Raw genomic sequence first — 19,236 nt, 5'->3', positions numbered from 1 at the left:
ACCCATGGCAATGCGATTCGAATGGCACACGTCGCTGTGCGCCGCCGACTTCCCGGCTGATGCCTACGAAGCACTGCGCCTGCGCGTAACCGACCACACGCCATTCAACAACCTCGGCTGGTTGTGCGCGGCAGAGCAGGCGCTCGACCAGAATCAATGCCTGTTGGTCTTGCTGGGCTGGGACGCCGACGCACTGTGCCTGTGCCTGCCATTGGTGGCGGGTCGAGAGCGCTTTGCCGGTTTGCGCTTTCGCATCGTGCGTCATTTGGGTTACCCCATGGCGGATCGCTTGGCACTGTTGTCGCTGCTGGATGCCGAGGCCATGGGACAGGCGTTACGCCTGATCCGCCAGCGCATCCCCCACGCATTGCTGCAGCTCAATGAACTGACCGAACCGGTGGGCGAGCAAAGTGTGCTCGCTGACTGGATGGCCCGCAGTTCCACAGGCGAGCGCCGATTGAGCTGTCGGGTGCCGGTGCATCTGATCAGCGAAGCCGACCATCAGGAAGTCTCCGGCGACCCGCGCTACAAACTGCGCCGGGCGCGCAAACGGATTGCCGCATGCGGCGCCCAGGTACGGCGAATCACCCCCGATGCGCTGTCGATGCCAACGCTTTTGCAGGCGCTGCGCGAAGTCGAATCCGTCAGTTGGAAAGGTGACGAAGGCGTCGGGATTTTCGCCACTGAACGCAGTCGTCAGTGGATGGACAGCGCTTTCACCGCCCTAGCAGCGCAAGGGCTGGTGCGGGTTGTGACGCTGGAGCTTGACGGTCGCTGCATCAGCTATCGGCTGGGCCTGCTCGAACAGGACCGACTCTACGACTACAACCTCGCCTTCCTGCCGCAACACGCCGACCTGGGCAGCGGTCGCGTGCTGTTGGACGAATGGATTCGCTGGGGCCTGGACGAGCAATGGCGCTGGATCGATGCGTCGCGGGTCAGCCTGGAGAACTCCAGCCATCAACTGCACGAGCGCATGACCGGACAACTCGAGCACTGGCGCTGGAGCTTCTACTCATGGCGCCCCAGCGGCTTGCTGCTCGGTCTGGGGCTACGTTTTTGGTACTACGTCAAACCGGCTCTGCGCAAAAGACGCGCACAGCGTGCCGCCAATCCGACAACAACAAATACATCCGAAACTCAACCGGCAACATCATCCACCCCACCTGGGCTAGCGCCTCGGAGAGCATCATGAACGTCATCGAAAAACTGCTTCTGCGCATTAGACAAAAAGGCCTGAGTCGCACCCTTGGCGCGCTGGGGAAACGTTACGTGTTCGCTCACCGTGAACTGTTGTGGATGGAGCGCGACCTCGTCACTCCGATCGGCCCAAACAAACTGCGCCCCTGTGAAGGTTTGCGCAGAGTGGACATCACCGAGGACAACGCCAAGGCCTTCGGCAAATACTTTGGTGACCGGGTGGGGACCATGGCCGAGTTGGCCGCTGAAGGGCATACGGGGCACATGTATCTGGACCAGGACGGTCACACCGTCGGGTTCGTCTGGGCCAGCGCCCGCGATTATTACGACCGCCACTTCTACCGCTGCACGTTCCCGGTCCAGCCCGGTGAATACTTCCAGTTCGGAGCCGAAATTGCCCGGCCCTACTTCGGCACTAGCCTGACCGTGGATGCACAGACCGCATTGTGGCAAGTCATGGACGCCAAGGGGTTCAAAAAAGTCGTGGATATCTGCGACAACGCCAATATCCAGGCCCTGAAGATGCATGTGCGCCTGGGCTATAAAGAACAAGGGCGGATCACCCACGTTTACGACCTCTTCGGACACTGGCGCTTCTTCCGCCAAACGCGCTACAGCGAGTCAAGGCTGGAGGCGCTGCGCAAGCCGGAAAGACCGGCGGTGACGGCGGCGGCGCAGGCTTGATTCAGGCTGGATGTTCCTGGCGGTTCTGAGGCCGCCATCGCGAGCAGGCTCGCTCCCACAATGGAATGCGTTTCCGTGTGGGAGCGAGCTCCTCGCCAAAAATTCGGTGGTGCCTGCGAGAGGCTATAGTTAATAGCCTTGGGGAAAACCGCACTCGCAGGTGCCGCCATGCCAATGTTCGATCGACTGCTGTTGACGGGCTGTTTGCTCGCTGCCACACAGGCGCAAGCGCTGGACAGCAATTTTGCGTATTACGGGCCGAACCAGCCCTTTGCCCATCCTGCTCCGTATTCATTGCGCGCCACGCCGCCCAAGTCTTACGACGACGCCGCGCCGCAGGATTTTGTGGTCATTGCGGACGACCATGTGTTCTACGATTCGCAACTGCCGACCGTGGCGGATGCGACGGTGCGGGTGTTTATCCGTACATACGATGCCGAGCGCGGGATTTATGTGAATGACGAGGTGCTCGATCCGAGTTGTCTGCTGGAGTGTTTGAGCCGGCAGCAACACTGAATAACGAACGCCCACTGTAGGAGCTGCCGCAGGCTGCGATCTGTTGATCTTGATCTTAAAACAAGATCAAAAGATCGCAGCCTGCGGCAGCTCCTACATTCATTGTGTACGGCCGCTACCACTGCCGTTTATCCGGGCGGGCCAAGCCGAGTTTTTCGATGCGGTAGCGCAGCATGTCGCGGCTCAGGCCGAGCAGGCGCGCAGATTTGGTGACGTTCCAGTCAGTCTTGTCGAGCATTTTGCGCACCATGTCGCGCTCGACTTCCGGCAGGTTCATCGATTCCATATTGCTCGCCGGACGCGGTTCATAGTGCGCGGCCGGCTCATGATGCTGATGTTGATGCTGATGCTGCGGTGGCAACTCGTCGCACAGACTCATGCACACATTCAGTTGATGCACGGCAATCGTGTCGCTCGGCGCCAGCAGCACGGTTTGTTCGAGCATGTTGCGCAGCTCGCGCACGTTGCCCGGCCAGGTGTAACTGAGCAGCAACTCCTCGGCCTGATCGCTGAAATGCAGATTCGGTTTGCCGTAACGCTTGCCATGGCTGGCGAGAAAATGCCGCGCCAGCAGCAGGATATCCTCGCCGCGCGCATACAGACGCGGCACCTTGATCGAAATGATGCGCAGACGGAAAAACAGATCACGCCTGAATTTACCCTGCTGCACCATCTGCTCAAGATTGCAGTTGGTCGCGCTGATCACCCGCAGATTAACCTTGCGCTCTTTCACCGAGCCAACCCGGCGAATGGTGCGATCTTCCAGCAATTTCAGAATCTTCGCCTGCAACAGCAGATCCATTTCGCCGATTTCATCGAGAAACAGCGTGCCGCCATCCGCCGCTTCCACCAGACCGACGCGGCGATCCTTGGCATCAGTGAACGCGCCTTTTTCATGCCCGAACAACTCCGATTCCACCAGATTCGACGGGATCGACGCACAGTTGAATTCAATGAACGGGCCCTTGCTGCGCGGGCCGTCGAAGTGCAGGGCGCGGGCCACCAGTTCCTTGCCAGTGCCGGTCTCGCCTTCGACCAAAACCGGTGGCAGATCAGTGTTGGCCATGCGCCGTTCGGCATCGAGCAACTGGCCGATGGTGTTCTTCAGATACTGCATCGGCGCCGAGTCGCCAATTAGCGCCTGCACCCCGGATTTCTGCGCCTCGCGCTCCTGGTAGAACGACAGCGTGCGCTCCATCCGCTCGGTGGCCAGGGCCTTGTCGAGCAACAGCTTCAGCTCCGTCAATGCGACCGGTTTGGTGACGTAATGAAAGGCGCCCTCCTTCATTGCCACCACCGCATCGTCGACGTTGCCGTATCCGGTCATCATGATCACTTTCAGATCTGGCGCGCTTATGCGCAGCTTCTGGATCAGGTCGTGACCGCTCATGCCGGGCAGCGAGTTATCCGTCAGAACGATGTCCGGCATGAACGTTTCCAGTTGCCCCAGCGCGTCTTCAGCCGAATGGCAGACAGTCACCTCGAAGTCCTTGCGCTCCAGGTAGGTCTGAATATTTTCGGCCAGCAGTTCGTCATCCTCAACCAGCAGAATGCTGTGTTCCATATTCCCCTCCCGATGCCACCTTGAAGTTCAGACTGACGCGGGTTCCCTCCTGCTCGCGGCTGGTCAACACGACCGAACCCTGAAAACGCTCCATGATTCGTTTGACCAACGCCAGGCCGACCCCGAGGCCGCCCTGCTTGGTGGTGAAAAACGGTTTGAACACCAGCAATTGCTGCTGCGCGGTCATGCCTTTGCCGGTGTCGCTGAGGGTCATGCGCACGCTGTCCGGCTGCGGCGATTCGAATTCGATGGTGAGCACGCCGCCCTTGGGCATGGCTTCGAGGGCGTTGGCAAACAGGCTGTTGAGTATTTGCGTGAGCAACACCTTCTGACTGACGACCGGCGCGCAATTTTGCGGCGTGAATCGCACTTCAACGCCGCTGCGTTTGATCAAGGCATCAAATGCGCCAAAGGTGTCTTCAACCGCCAACACCAGATCGACGGCCTCGCCGTCGTCGTTCATCGGCCGCAGCGACACCAGCAACTCGCGCACCCAGCGCGACATGCGATCGACCTGGCTGATGATGTCGCCGATGTTGCGCTGCGCGCCGGGGCTGGCGATTTCCTGGGCCAGTTCGGCACTGGAACGAATGGTCGCCAGCGGATTGCGCAAGCTGTGCGCCACCGCCGAAGACATCTCGCCGAGGGCTACAAAGGTTTCGTCGCAGACCAATTGTTGCTGCTGGCTCTGCAGCAGTTGCGCCGCACGCCTGACAATCCAGAACAAGGCGAGGAAGATCGCCGCACCACCAAAAAAAGTCGCCGCCCAGATCGAGGCGAAACCACGGTCGATACGCTCGACCAGATCCGACGGTTCCTTGTAGATCTCGACCATGGCGACGACTTTGCTTTTGTCGGCATTGAACATCGGAATGTAGTTCTCGATGAACAGGTATTTAGGCTCGCGCAGCAACCGCTGCTCCGGGCGCTCGTCGTCGATTTTGTGGTAGCTGGAGGACACCGGCACTTTCATCGCGAACGACTCGTCGAGCTCGTCGTCATCCTTGATGTGCACGCCGATCAGCTCGGCGTTGGTTGACCAGATGACGGTGCGATCCAACGCGTACACGGTCGCCAGCAAAATATCCGGCAGATGTTCGACGTGGTCGAGAAACTCGATGCGCGCCGACGCCTGCAACGCTGGATCCACATCGGCGTAGTGGTTGTCCTGGCGCGGGTCGAGCATCTCGCCCATCGTGCGGTTCGAATTGATTTTGGCGTGGCGCATTTCGGCCTCGCCGATGGCTTGAACAAAGTGCGCGGTCAATAGCGCGTCGCGCTTCACGCTTTCTGTGACCACGAAGCGTGTGGAGATGTAACCGAGCCCCAGCGCCACCGCCGCGATGATGAAAAAACTGGCGAGCGAGAACCAGCGCAGCAGATTGAACTGCTCGCGCCAGCCCCTGCCTGCGACCGAGGCGTTCGGTGCAGCGGTTTTTCGTGCTTCCAGTCGCTGCATGGGAGTGCCCTGGAGTTTTGTATCGAGCCAGTTACAGCCATCAGTGTAGGTGGCTCTGGCCGTGACACACGGTTCAACGATGCTATTTTGCCGCTACTGAATTTGACTTATCTGTGCCGCGCCAGAGCCCGGTTTTACCGGCCTCAACGCGTCGTCGGCCGAAGCTTCGGCGGAAGGAGTGATGGTGTTTTAGCAACTACCGCGCCAAGAATTTATTTGCAGTGGTTACAGGCACTTGGGAGTGCTATGCGCATACCCAGCCCCCAGTCACCGGGGCTTGGCACCCATAGGTGGGGAAAGTCACTCGCATCTGACACCGTTGACAAAACCCCTGTAGGAGCTGACGAAGGCTGCGATCTTTGCTCTTGAACCTGATCGCCGCCTTCGGCAGCTCCTACAGGGAAAATGCGAGTTACTGGACGAGTCGAAATGCCAGCCGCACGGTGGTGCCCTCGCCTTCGCGGCTGTCAAAGGTTACGCCGCCGCCAAAGCGTTCCATGATGCGTTTGACCAACACCAGGCCGACGCCGAGGCCACCGGATTTGGTGGTGAAAAATGGCCGGAAGGCCATGGTGCGCTGCTCTTCATTCATGCCTTTGCCGGTGTCGCTGAGCACCACGCACACACCGCAGTTGTCGCGCGGTTCGAGGCTGACGGTCAGCGTGCCGCGCTTGTCCATCGCTTCCAGTGCATTGGCCAGCAGGCTGTTGAGGATCTGCGTCAGTTGCACCGGTTGACTGAGCACCATCGGCGTGTGTTGCGGGTGAAACACCACTTGCACGCCTGCCCTGGCGATCTGCTGTTCGAACGCGACGAGGCTTTCGTGCAGCGCCGCCACCAGGTTCACCGGCTCCGGATCATCGTTGAGCGGACGCAGCGATTGCAGCAGTTCGCGTACCCACTTCGACATCCGGTCGACCTGGCCGATGATGTCATTGATGTTTTTCTCGGCCGGGCCGGCGTCGAATTCCAGCGCCAGTTCGGCGCTGGAGCGGATAGTCGCCAGCGGGTTGCGCAAGCTGTGCGCCACAGCCGAAGACATCTCGCCCAACGCGACAAAGGTTTCGTTGGCGATCAATTGTTTTTGCTGGGCCGCGAGCAGAATTGCCGCACGCCGCACGATCCAGTACAGCCCCAGATAAATCAGCCCGCCGCCGAGTGCGGTGGCCAGCCAGATCAGAACCAGTCCGCGCTCCATGCGGGCGATCAGGTCTTTGGGTTCCTTGTAGATCTCGACCATCGCCGTGACGTTCTTGCCCTCGGCGTCGAACAGCGGAATGTAGTTTTCAATAAAGATGTAATCCGGCGGGATGACGAACTTCTGTTCCTCACGGGCCTTGTCGACGTTGTGGTAACTGGCGGAGACGGGGATTTTGTCGTTGAAGGCACGATCAAGGTCTTTGTCGGAGTGGATGTGGCTACCGATCAGAGCCGGGTTGGTGGACCAGATCACCTGACGATCCGGGGCATAAATATTGGCTAGGATCACGTCGGGCAAGTGTTCGATGTGATCGAGAAACTCACCGCGGGCATCGGCCCGGGCCTTTGGACTGACGTCGGGAAAATTCAGATCCTGCCGCGGATCCAGCAGCTCGCCCATGGTGCGCACATTGGCAATAGAGACGTGGCGCACTTCGGCTGAAGCGATGGCCTGAATGAACTGCGCAGTGAGCAAGGCGTCACGCTGCACGCTTTCTTCGATCACGAATCTTGTCGAGACCACCCCCAGCGCCGCAGCAACGGTGCCGATCACCGCCATGCTGATCAGCGAAAACCAACGCAGCAGGTTGAACGGCAGCTTGCGCGAGCCCAACCGCAGATTCCCCTCGTCCACCGGAAGCGATTTCGACTGCATGTTCATAGCGGCGACTTCCCGATACGGCCCTATAGGTTATAGCCCACGGGTGGGGGTTTGCCCGTTTGCGGGGTAATTTCCCAAACCCACCGCAAATCCCTGTAGGAGCTGTCGAGTGAAACGAGGCTGCGATCTCTTGATCCTGTTTTTGAATCAAGATCAAAAGATCGTCCGATCGCGGCCCGAGCCTGCGGCAGCTCCTACAGGGGTTCTGTGTACAGCGGGCCATCGAGGGTATCCCCACCGTCCCCAATCCTGGGGAATGAGGCCCTTTCCACGCTGACCGAAAACCTCAGCCTCATGGCTGCAAAGCGCTCTACCCCGGCCCTCTTACGCTCACAACCGCACCTTGGCATGGAAGGTGTACAGGCCCTGTGCAACTGACCCAACCCCAAGGGGCAGGTACTTTGATAGAGGGATTAACTCATGCACCCTTTACTGACCAAAACCGCGACCGTCCTGGTCGTGAGCGCCTTGGCCCAGGGCATCGCTCAGGCCGCATTGTTTGCTGTGGATCCGGGTCCGTACATGCCGGCCAATGGCGGTTTCGCCAGTTGGTATCAAGACACTCACGGGCGCACGCTCGATCTGTGCCTGTCGAAAGCGCTTAGCTCGCGAGTGCCAAGTGCACCGGGCGCGCCTTCGTACATGTGTTCGCTGTTGCCGACCCCCGGCGTGTTCGATGACGCACAACCGATCGTCTTTCCGAGCAACTTTCCCGACGAAGCGTTCTGGTTCACCGGCGAAACGGCAATTGTCGATGCTGCCCGCGGGATCGATCTGGGTTACGTCAGCGCCATCGAAGCCGCGTTCGCTGCCGAAGAACCGGTCGAGGGCGATCAAGTCAGCTTTGCGCGCATCCGCATTCGCGTCGATGTGCCCACCGCCGGCACCTACGTGATCACTCACCCGTATGGCGTCGACGTGTTCAACATCGACACCCCCGGTCGCCGCGCGATCAATATGACCCGCGACATCGGTATCGGCTCGCCGCAAACCTACGACGGCGCGCTCAAGGGTGACATCGGCCCGTTCCTGCGCAGCGTCAACGGCCCGTACACCGAGACCAACCCGTTGACCGGCGCCGCCGAACAATTTGTCGGCGACCCGAACCTCAACGAGGCCGTCACCGGCAGTCCGTTCAATACCAACTTCGTGCGTATCGAAGGCCCGAACGGACTGGATCTGCGCAGCACGACGTTCGCGGTCTCCGGCAAGTTGTCGACCGTGGTGCGGCCAACGCCGATGATCCCGCAGCGCAGCACCTATTCGCGCAAGGCCGGTGACAGCGCACCGGTGGCGCAGCAAGACGTGTTCGTCCTTGCACCGCCAGCCCCCGGCACGGCAGCCGTTACCAGCAGCACGCCAGTCCTGAACATGACCGAAGCCAACAGCACCGGCAGTTGGTACGCGCAATCGTCGGCCAATCCGACCTTGCCGACCACTCTGCAGGTGACCGCCGACAACCACCTGGCCATCGCCAGCAGCACGCCAACCACCTTGCCGATGGCCCTGACCGACCTGGTGGTGATCCAGAGCGCTCAGTACAGCCTGAGCTCCGGGCAACTGACCGTGGTGGCCTCGACCAGCGACGAAACCTCGCCACCACTCCTCATCGCGACCTCCGGCAGCGGCGCTGCCATCGGTGCGCTCGGTGGCGACGGCGCGGTGAAAACCCTGGCCACAGGGATCTCGCCGATCCCTCCGTCGCGGGTTCGCGTGACGTCGTCCAACGGCGGCAGCGATACCGAAGAAGTGGTCATCGTGCAATGAACGCTCACATGCCCAGATCCGCATCAGGAGGCATCATGAACAAGTGGCCACGCTTTGCGCTCAACGCGCTCGGGCTCGCTCTCTCGCTGACCGGCAGTGCCTATGCGCAACTCGCCGCCGTCGACCCCGGCCCCTACACCTTCGCCACCGGGAAATTCCCGATGTGGTATCAGGACGAAAACCAGCTATCGATGGAACTCTGCCAGTCGCGCGCCGCGAGCTCGCGCGTGGCGGCTACCACGCCGCCGGCGTACATGTGCATCTTGCTCGCCGAGCCGGGTATCTACGATGATGCTCAGCCGATGATCTTCCCCGATAACTGGCCACCGGAAGCCTTCTGGTTCCTCGCCGAAACTGTGATCCCCGACAACGCTGCCGGTTATGGCGTGGATGCTTATGTCGCCGGGATTGAAGCAGCGTTCGCCTCGGAAAACCCGGCCGATGGCGATCAGCAAAGCTTCGCGCGGATTCGCCTGCGGGTAAACGTGCCCGTTGCGGGCACGTACACCATCACTCACCCGTATGGCGTGGAAACGGTCAACGTCACCGCGCCCGGTCGGCGCGCGATCAACATCACTCGCGACATCGGCATCGGCGCGCCGGGTAATTTCTCCGGCGCTGTCGGCGGTGCAATCGGCCCGTTCCTGCGCAGCGTCAACGGCCCCTACACCGAAGTGAACCCGGACACCGGTGCCACGGAAACGTTTGTTGGCGACCCGAATCTCAACGAAGCGGTGACGGGCAGTCCGTTCAATACCAACTTCCTGCGAATCACCGGGCCTGCCGGCACCATCCAGTCCAACGTGTTCAGCCTGTCCGGCAAAGTGCTCGACAATCGTCAGCAAACCCAGGTCGAAATTGACCGCGCCACCTACCGGCGCACCGCCGCTGGCGTGCGTGCCGAAGTGTTTGCCAAGGCGAGTAACAGCTCGACCCTGTGCTTCCGCGAAAGCGTTGCGCTGCTCCCCGGCCCTCCGCAGACGCCGTGCCAGACCAATCTGTTGGGTGACAACAACGGTCTGTTCTTCGGCCACCGATTGGGCACTGGCGCAGTGCCTCCGGTCGTTGTCGTGACGGCCACCAACCCCGCCGGCACCACGCGGCCGACCGCCGTGTCGGCCAAGCTCACCGACGTGGTGAAAGTGCAGACCGCGCGCTACAACTGGGCCAACCACAGCCTGCTGATCGAAGCGACATCGAGCGATGAAGTGGCGATCCCGGACATGGTTGCCCAAGGCTACGGACGCCTGTCGAAAACCGGCACCCTGCAGCGCATCACCGTTGCCGATCTGACTCAGCCACCGGCGACCGTGACGGTGAAATCTGCCGCTGGCGGCGGTGACACCGAGGCTGTCGTCGTGGTCGGCAGCGCGCCGGACACCGGTGAGAACCAGGCGCCGATCACCAACGCCGACGTTGGCAGCACCAGTTTTGGTGTGCCGATCACCCTCAGTTTGCTGACCAACGACAGCGATCCTGATGAGGACAATCCGCTGGGCATTACCGCGCTGACCCAACCGGCCGCCGGCCAAGGCACCGTCGCCCTCAACGGCACCACCTCTGTCGTCTACACCCCGCCGGCGGTGGTCAACGCGCCACTGACCACAACCTTCACCTACAAAGCGCAGGATGCCAAAGGCCTCGCCTCGGCCAACCCGGCCACCGTAACGATCACCGTTGCGCCGAACCAGGCACCGACCGCCGTCGCCGACGCCGTCGCCACGCTCGGTGTGGCGATCCCGATCAATGTGCTGGCCAACGACACCGATCCGGAAGGCAACGTGCCGCTGGCCGTCGCCAGTCTGACCCAACCCGCCGCCGGACGCGGCACGGTCAGCAGCAACGGCACGGTGATCACCTACACCCCACCGGCCACCGTGACCACGGCATTCACCACGACCTTCACCTACATCGCCCGGGACAACTTCGGTGCGCTGTCGACGCCGGCCACGGTCACGGTGCAAGTGTCGCCACGGCCAGCGGCGGAAACGTTCGCCGTCACCGCTTCCACCGTGCAGGCACGCTCCGGCGGTCGCTTCAACTGGGACTTCACCGGCACCTCGTCGGTGACAACCGGCAACACCATCACCGTGCAGGTCACCACCCCGACCGGAGTGGTGACCCTCGGCACCACCACCGTGCCGTTGACCGGACGCTGGCGGCTGACGCTGAACAACACGCTGGTGGTGCCATCGGCCAACCCGACCGCGACGATCCGCTCGTCCCAGGGCACCGTGCGCACGGTCTCGGTGACCACGCTGTAGGCCTGCGCCCCAGCCACTTGCGGGTGGCTGGGGCACGGTTCGAAACCGGTTGATGCCACACAGGATTTTCACCATGAACACGCCGACCGCCGCCCTGCTTTGCCTGCTCCTGTTGTGCAGCAGTGCGGGCGTGCGCGCCGACGACCTGATGGACAACGACGACCTGGTTGCGACCAGCAGCGACCTCGGCGAACTGCCCCCACCCGTGGGTCAGCAAGCCCTGATCGAGCAACTCGGCCAGGCCAACGTCGCCCTGCTGCAACAGAACGGTCAGTCGCTGCTCGGTCAGATCGTGCAGTCGGGCAGCAATCAGGAGGCGTACATCCTGCAACAGGGCAGCGACCTGATGGCGCTGATCAACCAGAACGGTTCCGGCAACGCCGCCTACATCACGCAGAACGGCAGCCATAACCGGGCGCAGATTTCGCAAAACGGCAACAACAACGACGCCAGCATCGAGCAGACCGGCGCGGGGCTGCAAAGCGCCGTGACCCAGTCGGGCAACGGCATGAGCGTTTCGGTCAAGCAATATCGCTAAGCACTGCACTCATCGGAGAGTTCATCATGTTCAAACTGACGCCCCTCACCGCCGCCATCCTGGTCATGATCAGTGCCCAGGCCATGGCCGACGACAGCCTGTCCACCCAGAGCCAGGCCGGTACCGCCAACATCGCGGATGTGAAACAGACCCAAGCCTCGTTCAGTTCCGCCACCCAGACCCAACTGGGCCAGGGCAACGACGCTGCAGCGGTGCAGGACCACGCCACCAGCGTGATCACCCAAGACGCGGTCGGCGACTACAACGCCGCTTACGCCGAACAGCTTTACGAAAACAACGCCACCATCACCCAGCAACAGGCCGGCGCCTTCAACACCGCCCACGCCAGCCAGTCACTGGGCTTCGGCTCACCGAACAACGCGCTGCAACAGCAGCAAGGCACCGGCAACTTTTCGTTCGTCTATCAGGACTCGCAGAACGGCAGCGAAGCCAGAACTTTACAGTTCGGCGACAGCAACGAAGCCAACATCGAACAACTCTATGAAGGCAGCGGCAACAGCGCGGTAATCACCCAATACGGCACCGCCAACTACGGCACCGCCGAACAAGTGCTGCACAACGGCGGCCAGATCGGCATCAACCAAGCCGGCGAAAGCAACTACGCCTACGCGGATCAGCGCAACGGCACCGGCGGCAACATCTCCCTCAACCAATTCGGCAACATGAACGGCAGCGAAATCTGGCAGGACTCGCAACTCGCAAGCCAAGCCACCGTCAACCAATACGGCGACAGCAACGAAACCGTGGTCGACCAGAGCTTCGGCGAAAACAACAGCGCCGTCGTCACCCAGGTCGGCAACACCAACGCGATCTACGCCGACCAGTTCGAGTCGGTCAACTCAACACTGGCGCTGTATCAGGTCGGCAACGGCAACATGCATTTCACCTACCAGAACGGCGACGGTCACGTACTCAGCGCCACCTCCGTGGGCACCGACAACAAGGTCTACGCCAGCAACTGGAAAGGCCCGCAAGCCGGCGGCCAGTTCGGCAGCAACCAACGTGCAACCATTACTCAGGCGGGCAATGCCAATATCGCCAGTTTCACTCAGGATGGTGTCGGACATGTCATGACCACCAGCCAGACCGGGACTGGCAACAAGACCACGGTCAGTCAGGCTGATTCCTACAACGAGCTGTATTTTGATCAGAATGGTAGCGACAACATTTTGATTTCCGATCAGCGCGGCACCGGCAACCTGGTGCAGGGTTCTTCGAATGGCACCGGCAACAGTGCTGAGTTCGATCAATCCGGGACTGGCAACCAGGCGTATACCGCGCAGTTGTATGGCAGTGACAACATGATCACCGTGAAACAGGCGGACACGATGAACGTGGCGTATGTGACTCAGGGCGGCACGGGGAACATTGCCAATGTTGATCAGAGTGGGGTCACGCAGACGGCAAATATTCAGCAGTTTGGGTCGGCTAACCAGGCGACGGTTTTGCAGCAGTAGGGGTTGGGTGTTGATGGGCCGCGATTCTCTGGTGAAGGGGGGTCGCGGTTTTTTTGTGTCCGTAGGACCGATCAACGACACGCGTTCTTTAAAGCGTCAGATCAGCCACGTCCTACAGAAAAAGGAATGGTTTCTGGAAAAGCTGCACGTTTTCCTACTACCTCTGGCGGTTGGCCGTCGGAAGCGCAAGGACTAGGATTTTTCGGGACAACCTGAACCCAAAGGAGCTCGACCAACGTGCAATTCATCCAGACAACCACGACAACATTCCCCTTACCGAATAGACTTCCAGACATTGATCCAGGAGGTGCCATGATCGACCCAAAGATGATTGACCCACTGTGCCCAGTCGTCTCGAACCTTGATCCTGAAGAACAGGCTGCGAGCTATGACCGCTGGTTCAGGGCGGAAGTACAAGCGTCTCTCGATGATCCGCGTCCGAATCTTTCGCATGAACAAGTAATGGCCGAGATACATGCCTTGATCAAGGCAAAAGACAATGGTTTCGAGGCCGATTGAGTGGAGGCCCGAAGCACGGGCGAAGCTGGTAACAGTGCTCGAATACATAGTCGAAAGGAATGTTGGAGCAGCCAAAGAGATCTTGAAGGCAGTTGGAAAGGCCATAGCTTATCTTCCTGATCATCCCTATCTCTATCGATCAGGCCGGATCACCGGCACTCGGGAGATCGTCGTAAATTCCAGCTATCTGATCATTTATCGAGTGACAGATCGGATCGAAATCGTGAACGTTCTGCATGCGCGTCAGGAGTATCCGAGACGCGATTCTTTCTAAGCCATTCATCAACAAAAAACCGCGCTGCCTTCAGGAGCGCGGTTTTTTATTGGGAACGATCAATCTTTAGAAACCGGATCTTCCTAGCGCAACGCCTCACGAGCCTCATGCTTAATTCGCCGTTCCGCCATCAATGCCTTCATCTCTGCCATTACCTGCTCATTCGGAATGCTGGGGCGCGGGTCATTGATCGACTTATGGACTTTGGCACGTAACCAACGGTCGTAGCTGGCGGCCTGTTCTTCGCTTTCGAAATCGGGAACGGTTGTGGAAAACAGGGGATCCATGGTGCCTTCGGAATGAATTGAAAACGCCTTGGGTTTGATCGTTCCCACGCGTGGGAACGATCAATCGAGAGCAATCAGTTCTTGAGTTCGACGTGATCCAAGGCCTGGTTTACGGCCAGTTCGCCCAGCATGACGACTTGTGCGATGCCCAATGCTGTCTTGCGCTGTGAGGTTTCCAGCGAGGCGGCGAAGTTGATCAGCATTTCGCTGGCTGAGCCGAGGGTTTCGCTAGCGTTGGCCAGCAGGGATTCGGTGTTGTACCTGGGATTGGCGAGGTACATGGGTTCCGGCTCGTTGGCGCTGGACATGATGTGGGCGGTGGGATTGAGGTAGAAATCGAGGGCGCGGTCGGCGGCTTCGTGGAGTTTTTTGCTGTCGACTGAGGCGTAGGGGGATGTGGTGTTGGTGTCTGGTTTTGGTGGGTTGGGGGTTGGTTTTTTCATGGTGATTCTCCGATCCTGAAGTGAAGCTGGCCCATTCGGTTTCCGAACGAATAGGTGGCAGCTGTACGCAGGCTGGAAACCCGGGGAACGGAGAACCCGGTTGACCCGAAGGTCTCCCGCGCACAGCCGCCATAACGGAGTGCACACAATAAAGGTGCGCAAGCATACGTCATGAAAAGCGCAAATGCGCTCGGTTCACGTCGGGGTTTCCAATCCCGTTCGCTGAATTGGCAGCGACAAACACAGGCTAGAGACCGGACGTCCGACGGACAACCTGAAAACCTTGTGGGAAGGTTCTGCAAAATCGAAACAACCTTTAAACATTCCGAATTGAAATACGCATCTGTAGGAGCTGCCGAAGGCTGCGATCTTTTGATCTTGATCTTGAAAAATCAAAGTCAAAAGATCGCAGCCTTCGGCAGCTCCTATAGTGAGCGTGTGCAACCGGCAGGGATTGGTCGTCTATCAGGCCGCCATCGCTGGCAAGTCGAATCCTCGCACCGCAGCTCCCACAGGGCCTGGGTACATTCGCAATATCTTCAGTGCCCAATAGATAGCTATCGCCAGCAGGGCTAGCTCCCACAGTTTGAGCTGAGTACATCTGCCAGAAATTGGTCGGCTGTCAGGCCGCCTTCGCGAGCAAGCCAGCACCCCGTGCTCTTCACCACTCAATAGGCCGAGTGTCAGCTCGCCTGCTCTTGATCTTGATCCACGGGCGACGTCGGAAGGCTGAGTGGAGGGATTGATCCGGGCGTGGGAGCGTAGCGACCGTTTGGCGCAGCCAAACACAGCGAGAGGAGGTGCAGCGGAGCAAACCGTAGGCGCTGCGCCCGGATCGATCCCGGAGCGAAGGAACCCCGAGCTTTAGCGAGCGGGCCGCACGTAGGAGCAAGCGTTTTTTGCTTACTTTTTTTGGCGTTTGAAAAAAAGTGAGTCGCCGTAAGGGCGAAACCCTAAGTAGCCGTTACCGCAGGGATGGATATGTACCCGGTCAGAAAGAACCCCGCCGCCTGACAAAAAGCCTTCGCGAGCAGGCTCGCTCCCACAGTTGAAGCCCGGTACATCTGCCGGAGATTGGTCGGCTATAAGGCCGCCATCGCTGGCAAGCCAGCTCCCACAAGGATTTGGTACATCCGCAATGGCAACTGAGTCTGAGAGATAGCTATCGCGAGCAGGCTCACTCCTACAATTGAATCGCGTGCTGTCAGCAAGAGATTGGTCGGCTGTCAGGCCGCCTTCGCGAGCAAGCCAAGCACGCCGTGCTCTTCACCACTCAATAGGCCGAGTGTCAGCTCGCCTGCTTTTGATCTTGATCCACGGGCGACGTCGGAAGGCTGAGTGGAGGGATTGATCCGGGCGTGGGAGCGTAGCGACCGTTTGGCGCAGCCAAACACAGCGAGAGGAGGTGCAGCGAAGCAAACCGTAGGCGCTGCGCCCGGATCGGTCCCGGAGCGAAGGAACCCCGAGCCCCAGCGAGCGGGCCGCACGTAGGAGCAAGCGTTTTTTGCTTACTTTTTTTGGCGTTTGAAAAAAAGTGAGTCGCCGTAAGGGCGAAACCCTAAGTAGCCGTTACCGCAGGACTGGATATGTACACGGCCAGAAAGAACCCCGCCGCCTCACAAAAAGCCTTCGCGAGCAGGCTCGCTCCCACAGTTGAAACCCGGTACATCTGCCGGAGATTGGTCGGCTATAAGGCCGCCATCGCCAGCAGGGCTAGCTCCCACCGTGGAACTGAGTACATCGGCAAGAACCTGGTCGGCCCGAAGGCCGCCACGTTCACTCGACCTCGGCATCAGGATCAATCTTGTTCTGCGTCAAATACCGATTCAAAACATCATCCTGCCCAGGCGTAGAAGCGTCCCCCGCCACCTGCCACAACCGCCGCTCAATCCCCTGCGCCACCATATGCCCCACCGCCGCCTCAATCGCCGACAACACACAAAGCTGCGCCGGCTCATTCGTGGTGTAGCCAACCTCCGCCTCAAGCAACTTCTTGAACTCGATAAACTTGAAAATCCCCGCACTGCGCGCCACCGAATAAATCGTCTTGCTGGTCATCACATTCGACAACACCTGCCCACTGCGCACATCCACCGCACGCAAGTTGACGGTCACCTGATCCACCCGATATTCGCGCTGCAAATCAATCCCCAAATACCGCGCCCCTTCCCCACCGCTACGCACGTTAGTGTCATAAGCGATGATCCCGCCCTCAAGCATCATGTTCGCCGCCTGCAACGGTGGCAGCTCACCCTGAATGTTCACCGGCGTATTCGGCTTCTTCTGCGACGCGCGAATGATCTTGCGCTCGGTCAAGAGGTTCTGCAGCCCTTCCCGTTCCAGCACCACGAACCAGCCACTGGCCTGCATCGCGTCCATCAACATTGACGCCGCGCCTTGGGTCACACTGGTGGAAAACGAACTCGCTGGCGTCGGCTTGTACTGCCCGGTCTGGTCACGAAAACCGTATACCACCGCCATCAGCCGACCCTTGGGTCGTGGCATCTTCAACAAGTCGTAATAAGTCGAGGCCCTTGGCGTCAGGGTCGGAGTTTCGGTGTCCTGCTCGGCCGACATCGGCTCACGCAGACTGCACCCTTGTAATGTCGCCAACAGCAGCCCTAACGCGATGATCTTTTTCATGTTCGTCTCTCCCCGGAACCGTCAGCCCATCATGGGTTGAGGCCGTTCACCTGAATTTCCGAAATCTCACCGGTCGCTCGGTCGGTCACTTCAATGCTCAGTGCCCCGGAGTCGTCGATGACGTTGACGATAAAAGTGTCGGTGGACAGGCTCCCCGTGTTGCCGGTGGAGATGTTGTCCAGCAACTGCCCTAGCAGCCGCGATTGCAATTGACTGGTGAAGCGCTCCAGCGCCGACGTCCCGGCCACCGTCGAGCGGCTCTTGATGTCCGGATCGTCGTGATCGTTTTGCGCCTGAGCGTTGTTGAGCAGCCAGGTGCCGTTGAGCGGGTTGCCGCCGAATGACGGGTTGACCGGCGAGTAGACCAGTTCGGTGGCGTGGACGGCGGCAGCGCTGGCGAGCCCGATCAACAACCCCGAGACCCACAATCCGCTGCGCCGTGAGAACGTTTTGCTGTTCATAGTTCGTCCTTCTCAAGGTCGGTGGTGTCCTGCAACAGTGCCTCCAGCTTGCGCTGGACAACCTGGCGTCGAACCCAATCGGCGGCCGCGTAGGCCTCGTCTTTCAGTTCCACGGTATTCGGCGGCAGGAAGCGCCGATAAACCAGGCGTTGCTGATATTCCACTGTCACCAGGCTGCCCCACCGCGCGTCGGGCCGCTCGCGCACCACCAGGTTGAAATCCATCGGGCTGGTGTCGCGCAGGCGCTCACTGAACGAGTAGTAAAAGTCGTGGCCGATGTGCGAGATCGTGTCGTCGACGATGAAGCCCATCATTTCGTCTTCTTCACCGGCATGGGCGCAGCACGCCGCGACGGTGAAGATCAGCGCGCACCACCATTGACGAGTCATGGCTGCAACGCCTGTGGCAGATTCGACTGGCCTTTGGCCGGGCCATTGGTGCCATCGAGAAAGGCTTTTTCGGCAACAAACTGCCAGTCTGAATAACGTTGCATGCCGTCGAAGTCCGACCACTGCGTCGGGAAATTCGCCTGCTTCAACGGCAGCTCCGTGGAGGGGCTGTTGAGACCGGTGATGCGTCCGTCGAAACCGCGTTGCAGCGCCCATTCACCCTGACCGATCGGATCCGGATAGAGCTGACGCAAGTGATGCTTCGCCTCGGGAAAACGCTGGTCATCAAGCAGGTCGGCCAGCTCTTTCGGGTACTGCGCCAGCCCCGGCGAACTGCGGTAGTAGCTGCGCAGCGCTTGTGCGTACTGAGTGCCAACCCAGAGCAATTGGCGTTCACGGTCGCGACGTGAGGCCGTCGACCACAACTCGCCGGCGCTGGCCAGGCCCATGCCCATCACCACAATCAGGAACAACACGCCCAGGTAAGTAAAGCCACCCTGCTGCGCGCGGTTACCACTCGGAATACTGGCTGCCATCACGCGCCCTCCCGGTAGCACCGCTTTTGATATCGGCCACACCACCGGCGACGCCGTCCGGTGGCGCGATCAGCACCCACTGGTCTTTGCGTTCGGTGATCGGATCGAGTGGCGCGTTGCGCAGGTAACGTTGCTCGATCAGTTGCTCGATGGAATCCGGGTAGCGGCCGGTGTCGCCATAGAAATGATCCAGCGCCTCACGCATCGCCGACAGGCTCTGGCGCAGGGTGGTTTCCTTCGACGCTTCGAGGCTGTTGAAGTAGCGCGGCAGCGCGATGGTCATCAGCGTGGCGATGATCGCCATCACCACCATCAACTCCAGCAAGGTAAAACCTTTCTCGCGGCGCATGAGG

At 60.0% G+C, this 19,236-nt stretch carries 19 protein-coding genes; 9 read left to right on the top strand and 10 right to left on the bottom strand.

Annotated features, from left to right (window positions below; all coding sequences use genetic code 11):
• Positions 1 to 4: 4 nt before the first annotated feature.
• From EL257_RS10035 to EL257_RS10025, 3 genes are all read left to right on the top strand, one after another.
• Entirely contained in the window at positions 5 to 1,195 is a 1,191-nt protein-coding gene (locus tag EL257_RS10035) for a GNAT family N-acetyltransferase (protein WP_126362112.1), read from the top strand.
• Positions 1,192 to 1,884 (top strand): N-acetyltransferase, encoded by a 693-nt coding sequence (locus tag EL257_RS10030; protein WP_126362110.1) that lies wholly within the window; start codon positions 1,192 to 1,194, stop codon positions 1,882 to 1,884. Before EL257_RS10035 ends, EL257_RS10030 begins: the two co-directional genes overlap by 4 nt.
• A 168-nt stretch (positions 1,885 to 2,052) precedes the next feature.
• On the top strand, positions 2,053 to 2,400 hold the full coding sequence (locus EL257_RS10025; protein WP_126362108.1) for a hypothetical protein: 348 nt from the start codon (positions 2,053 to 2,055) through the stop codon (positions 2,398 to 2,400).
• Positions 2,401 to 2,515: 115 nt separating this feature from the next.
• Here the strand turns inward: EL257_RS10025 and EL257_RS10020 are convergent, their stop codons facing one another.
• The 3 genes from EL257_RS10020 to EL257_RS10010 all read right to left on the bottom strand — a co-directional run bounded on the left by EL257_RS10020 (position 2,516) and on the right by EL257_RS10010 (position 7,284).
• Complete coding sequence (locus EL257_RS10020; RefSeq protein WP_126362106.1) at positions 2,516 to 3,964, bottom strand: sigma-54-dependent transcriptional regulator; 1,449 nt, start codon at positions 3,962 to 3,964, stop codon at positions 2,516 to 2,518.
• Entirely contained in the window at positions 3,939 to 5,423 is a 1,485-nt protein-coding gene (locus tag EL257_RS10015; RefSeq protein WP_126362104.1) for a sensor histidine kinase, read from the bottom strand. The genes EL257_RS10020 and EL257_RS10015 overlap by 26 nt, the downstream gene beginning before the upstream one ends.
• Before the next feature lie 412 nt (positions 5,424 to 5,835).
• Positions 5,836 to 7,284, bottom strand: a complete 1,449-nt coding sequence (locus EL257_RS10010; protein ID WP_126362102.1) for an ATP-binding protein — start codon at positions 7,282 to 7,284, stop codon at positions 5,836 to 5,838.
• A 420-nt stretch (positions 7,285 to 7,704) separates the two neighbouring features.
• Here EL257_RS10010 and EL257_RS10005 point away from each other — a divergent pair, with 420 nt between their 5' ends.
• From EL257_RS10005 to EL257_RS09980, 6 genes are all read left to right on the top strand, one after another.
• On the top strand, positions 7,705 to 9,051 hold the full coding sequence (locus EL257_RS10005; protein ID WP_126362100.1) for a hypothetical protein: 1,347 nt from the start codon (positions 7,705 to 7,707) through the stop codon (positions 9,049 to 9,051).
• Between the two features lie 35 nt (positions 9,052 to 9,086).
• The gene (locus EL257_RS10000) at positions 9,087 to 11,315 is read left to right on the top strand and encodes an Ig-like domain-containing protein (protein WP_126362098.1); all 2,229 of its coding nucleotides are present in this window, start codon (positions 9,087 to 9,089) and stop codon (positions 11,313 to 11,315) included.
• A 73-nt stretch (positions 11,316 to 11,388) separates the two neighbouring features.
• The gene (locus tag EL257_RS09995) at positions 11,389 to 11,853 is read left to right on the top strand and encodes a curlin (RefSeq protein ID WP_126362096.1); all 465 of its coding nucleotides are present in this window, start codon (positions 11,389 to 11,391) and stop codon (positions 11,851 to 11,853) included.
• Positions 11,854 to 11,879: 26 nt separating this feature from the next.
• Positions 11,880 to 13,331: a curlin gene (locus tag EL257_RS09990; RefSeq protein ID WP_126362094.1), complete on the top strand. Its 1,452-nt coding sequence runs from the start codon at positions 11,880 to 11,882 to the stop codon at positions 13,329 to 13,331.
• Positions 13,332 to 13,643: 312 nt separating this feature from the next.
• Entirely contained in the window at positions 13,644 to 13,850 is a 207-nt protein-coding gene (locus EL257_RS09985; protein WP_008077335.1) for a hypothetical protein, read from the top strand.
• On the top strand, positions 13,831 to 14,124 hold the full coding sequence (locus EL257_RS09980; protein WP_081265248.1) for a type II toxin-antitoxin system RelE/ParE family toxin: 294 nt from the start codon (positions 13,831 to 13,833) through the stop codon (positions 14,122 to 14,124). The genes EL257_RS09985 and EL257_RS09980 overlap by 20 nt, the downstream gene beginning before the upstream one ends.
• An 83-nt stretch (positions 14,125 to 14,207) precedes the next feature.
• Here EL257_RS09980 and EL257_RS09975 read toward each other — a convergent pair whose 3' ends face one another.
• The 7 genes from EL257_RS09975 to EL257_RS09945 all read right to left on the bottom strand — a co-directional run bounded on the left by EL257_RS09975 (position 14,208) and on the right by EL257_RS09945 (position 19,232).
• Positions 14,208 to 14,411 carry an antitoxin gene (locus EL257_RS09975; RefSeq protein ID WP_126368041.1) on the bottom strand — a complete coding sequence of 68 codons (204 nt, stop codon included), beginning with the start codon at positions 14,409 to 14,411 and terminating at the stop codon, positions 14,208 to 14,210.
• Between the two features lie 74 nt (positions 14,412 to 14,485).
• Positions 14,486 to 14,854 (bottom strand): DUF6124 family protein, encoded by a 369-nt coding sequence (locus EL257_RS09970; protein WP_126362092.1) that lies wholly within the window; start codon positions 14,852 to 14,854, stop codon positions 14,486 to 14,488.
• 1,776 nt (positions 14,855 to 16,630) lie between these two features.
• Positions 16,631 to 17,497 (bottom strand): CsgG/HfaB family protein, encoded by an 867-nt coding sequence (locus EL257_RS09965; protein ID WP_126362090.1) that lies wholly within the window; start codon positions 17,495 to 17,497, stop codon positions 16,631 to 16,633.
• Between the two features lie 29 nt (positions 17,498 to 17,526).
• Complete coding sequence (locus EL257_RS09960; protein ID WP_126362087.1) at positions 17,527 to 17,958, bottom strand: curli assembly protein CsgF; 432 nt, start codon at positions 17,956 to 17,958, stop codon at positions 17,527 to 17,529.
• Positions 17,955 to 18,347, bottom strand: coding sequence for a curli production assembly/transport protein CsgE (gene csgE / locus EL257_RS09955; protein ID WP_126362085.1), 393 nt, complete (start codon positions 18,345 to 18,347; stop codon positions 17,955 to 17,957). The genes EL257_RS09960 and csgE overlap by 4 nt, the downstream gene beginning before the upstream one ends.
• Entirely contained in the window at positions 18,344 to 18,883 is a 540-nt protein-coding gene (locus EL257_RS09950) for a type II secretion system protein (RefSeq protein ID WP_126362083.1), read from the bottom strand. Before EL257_RS09950 ends, csgE begins: the two co-directional genes overlap by 4 nt.
• Positions 18,858 to 19,232 (bottom strand): type II secretion system protein, encoded by a 375-nt coding sequence (locus EL257_RS09945; RefSeq protein WP_007919395.1) that lies wholly within the window; start codon positions 19,230 to 19,232, stop codon positions 18,858 to 18,860. Before EL257_RS09945 ends, EL257_RS09950 begins: the two co-directional genes overlap by 26 nt.
• Between the last annotated feature and the right edge of the window lie 4 nt (positions 19,233 to 19,236).

It is taken from the genome of Pseudomonas fluorescens (assembly GCF_900636825.1).
Lineage (GTDB): Bacteria > Pseudomonadota > Gammaproteobacteria > Pseudomonadales > Pseudomonadaceae > Aquipseudomonas > Aquipseudomonas fluorescens_BG.
The sequence above is the reverse complement of the archived record's forward strand: the minus strand, read 5'-3'. Positions and strand labels throughout refer to the sequence as shown.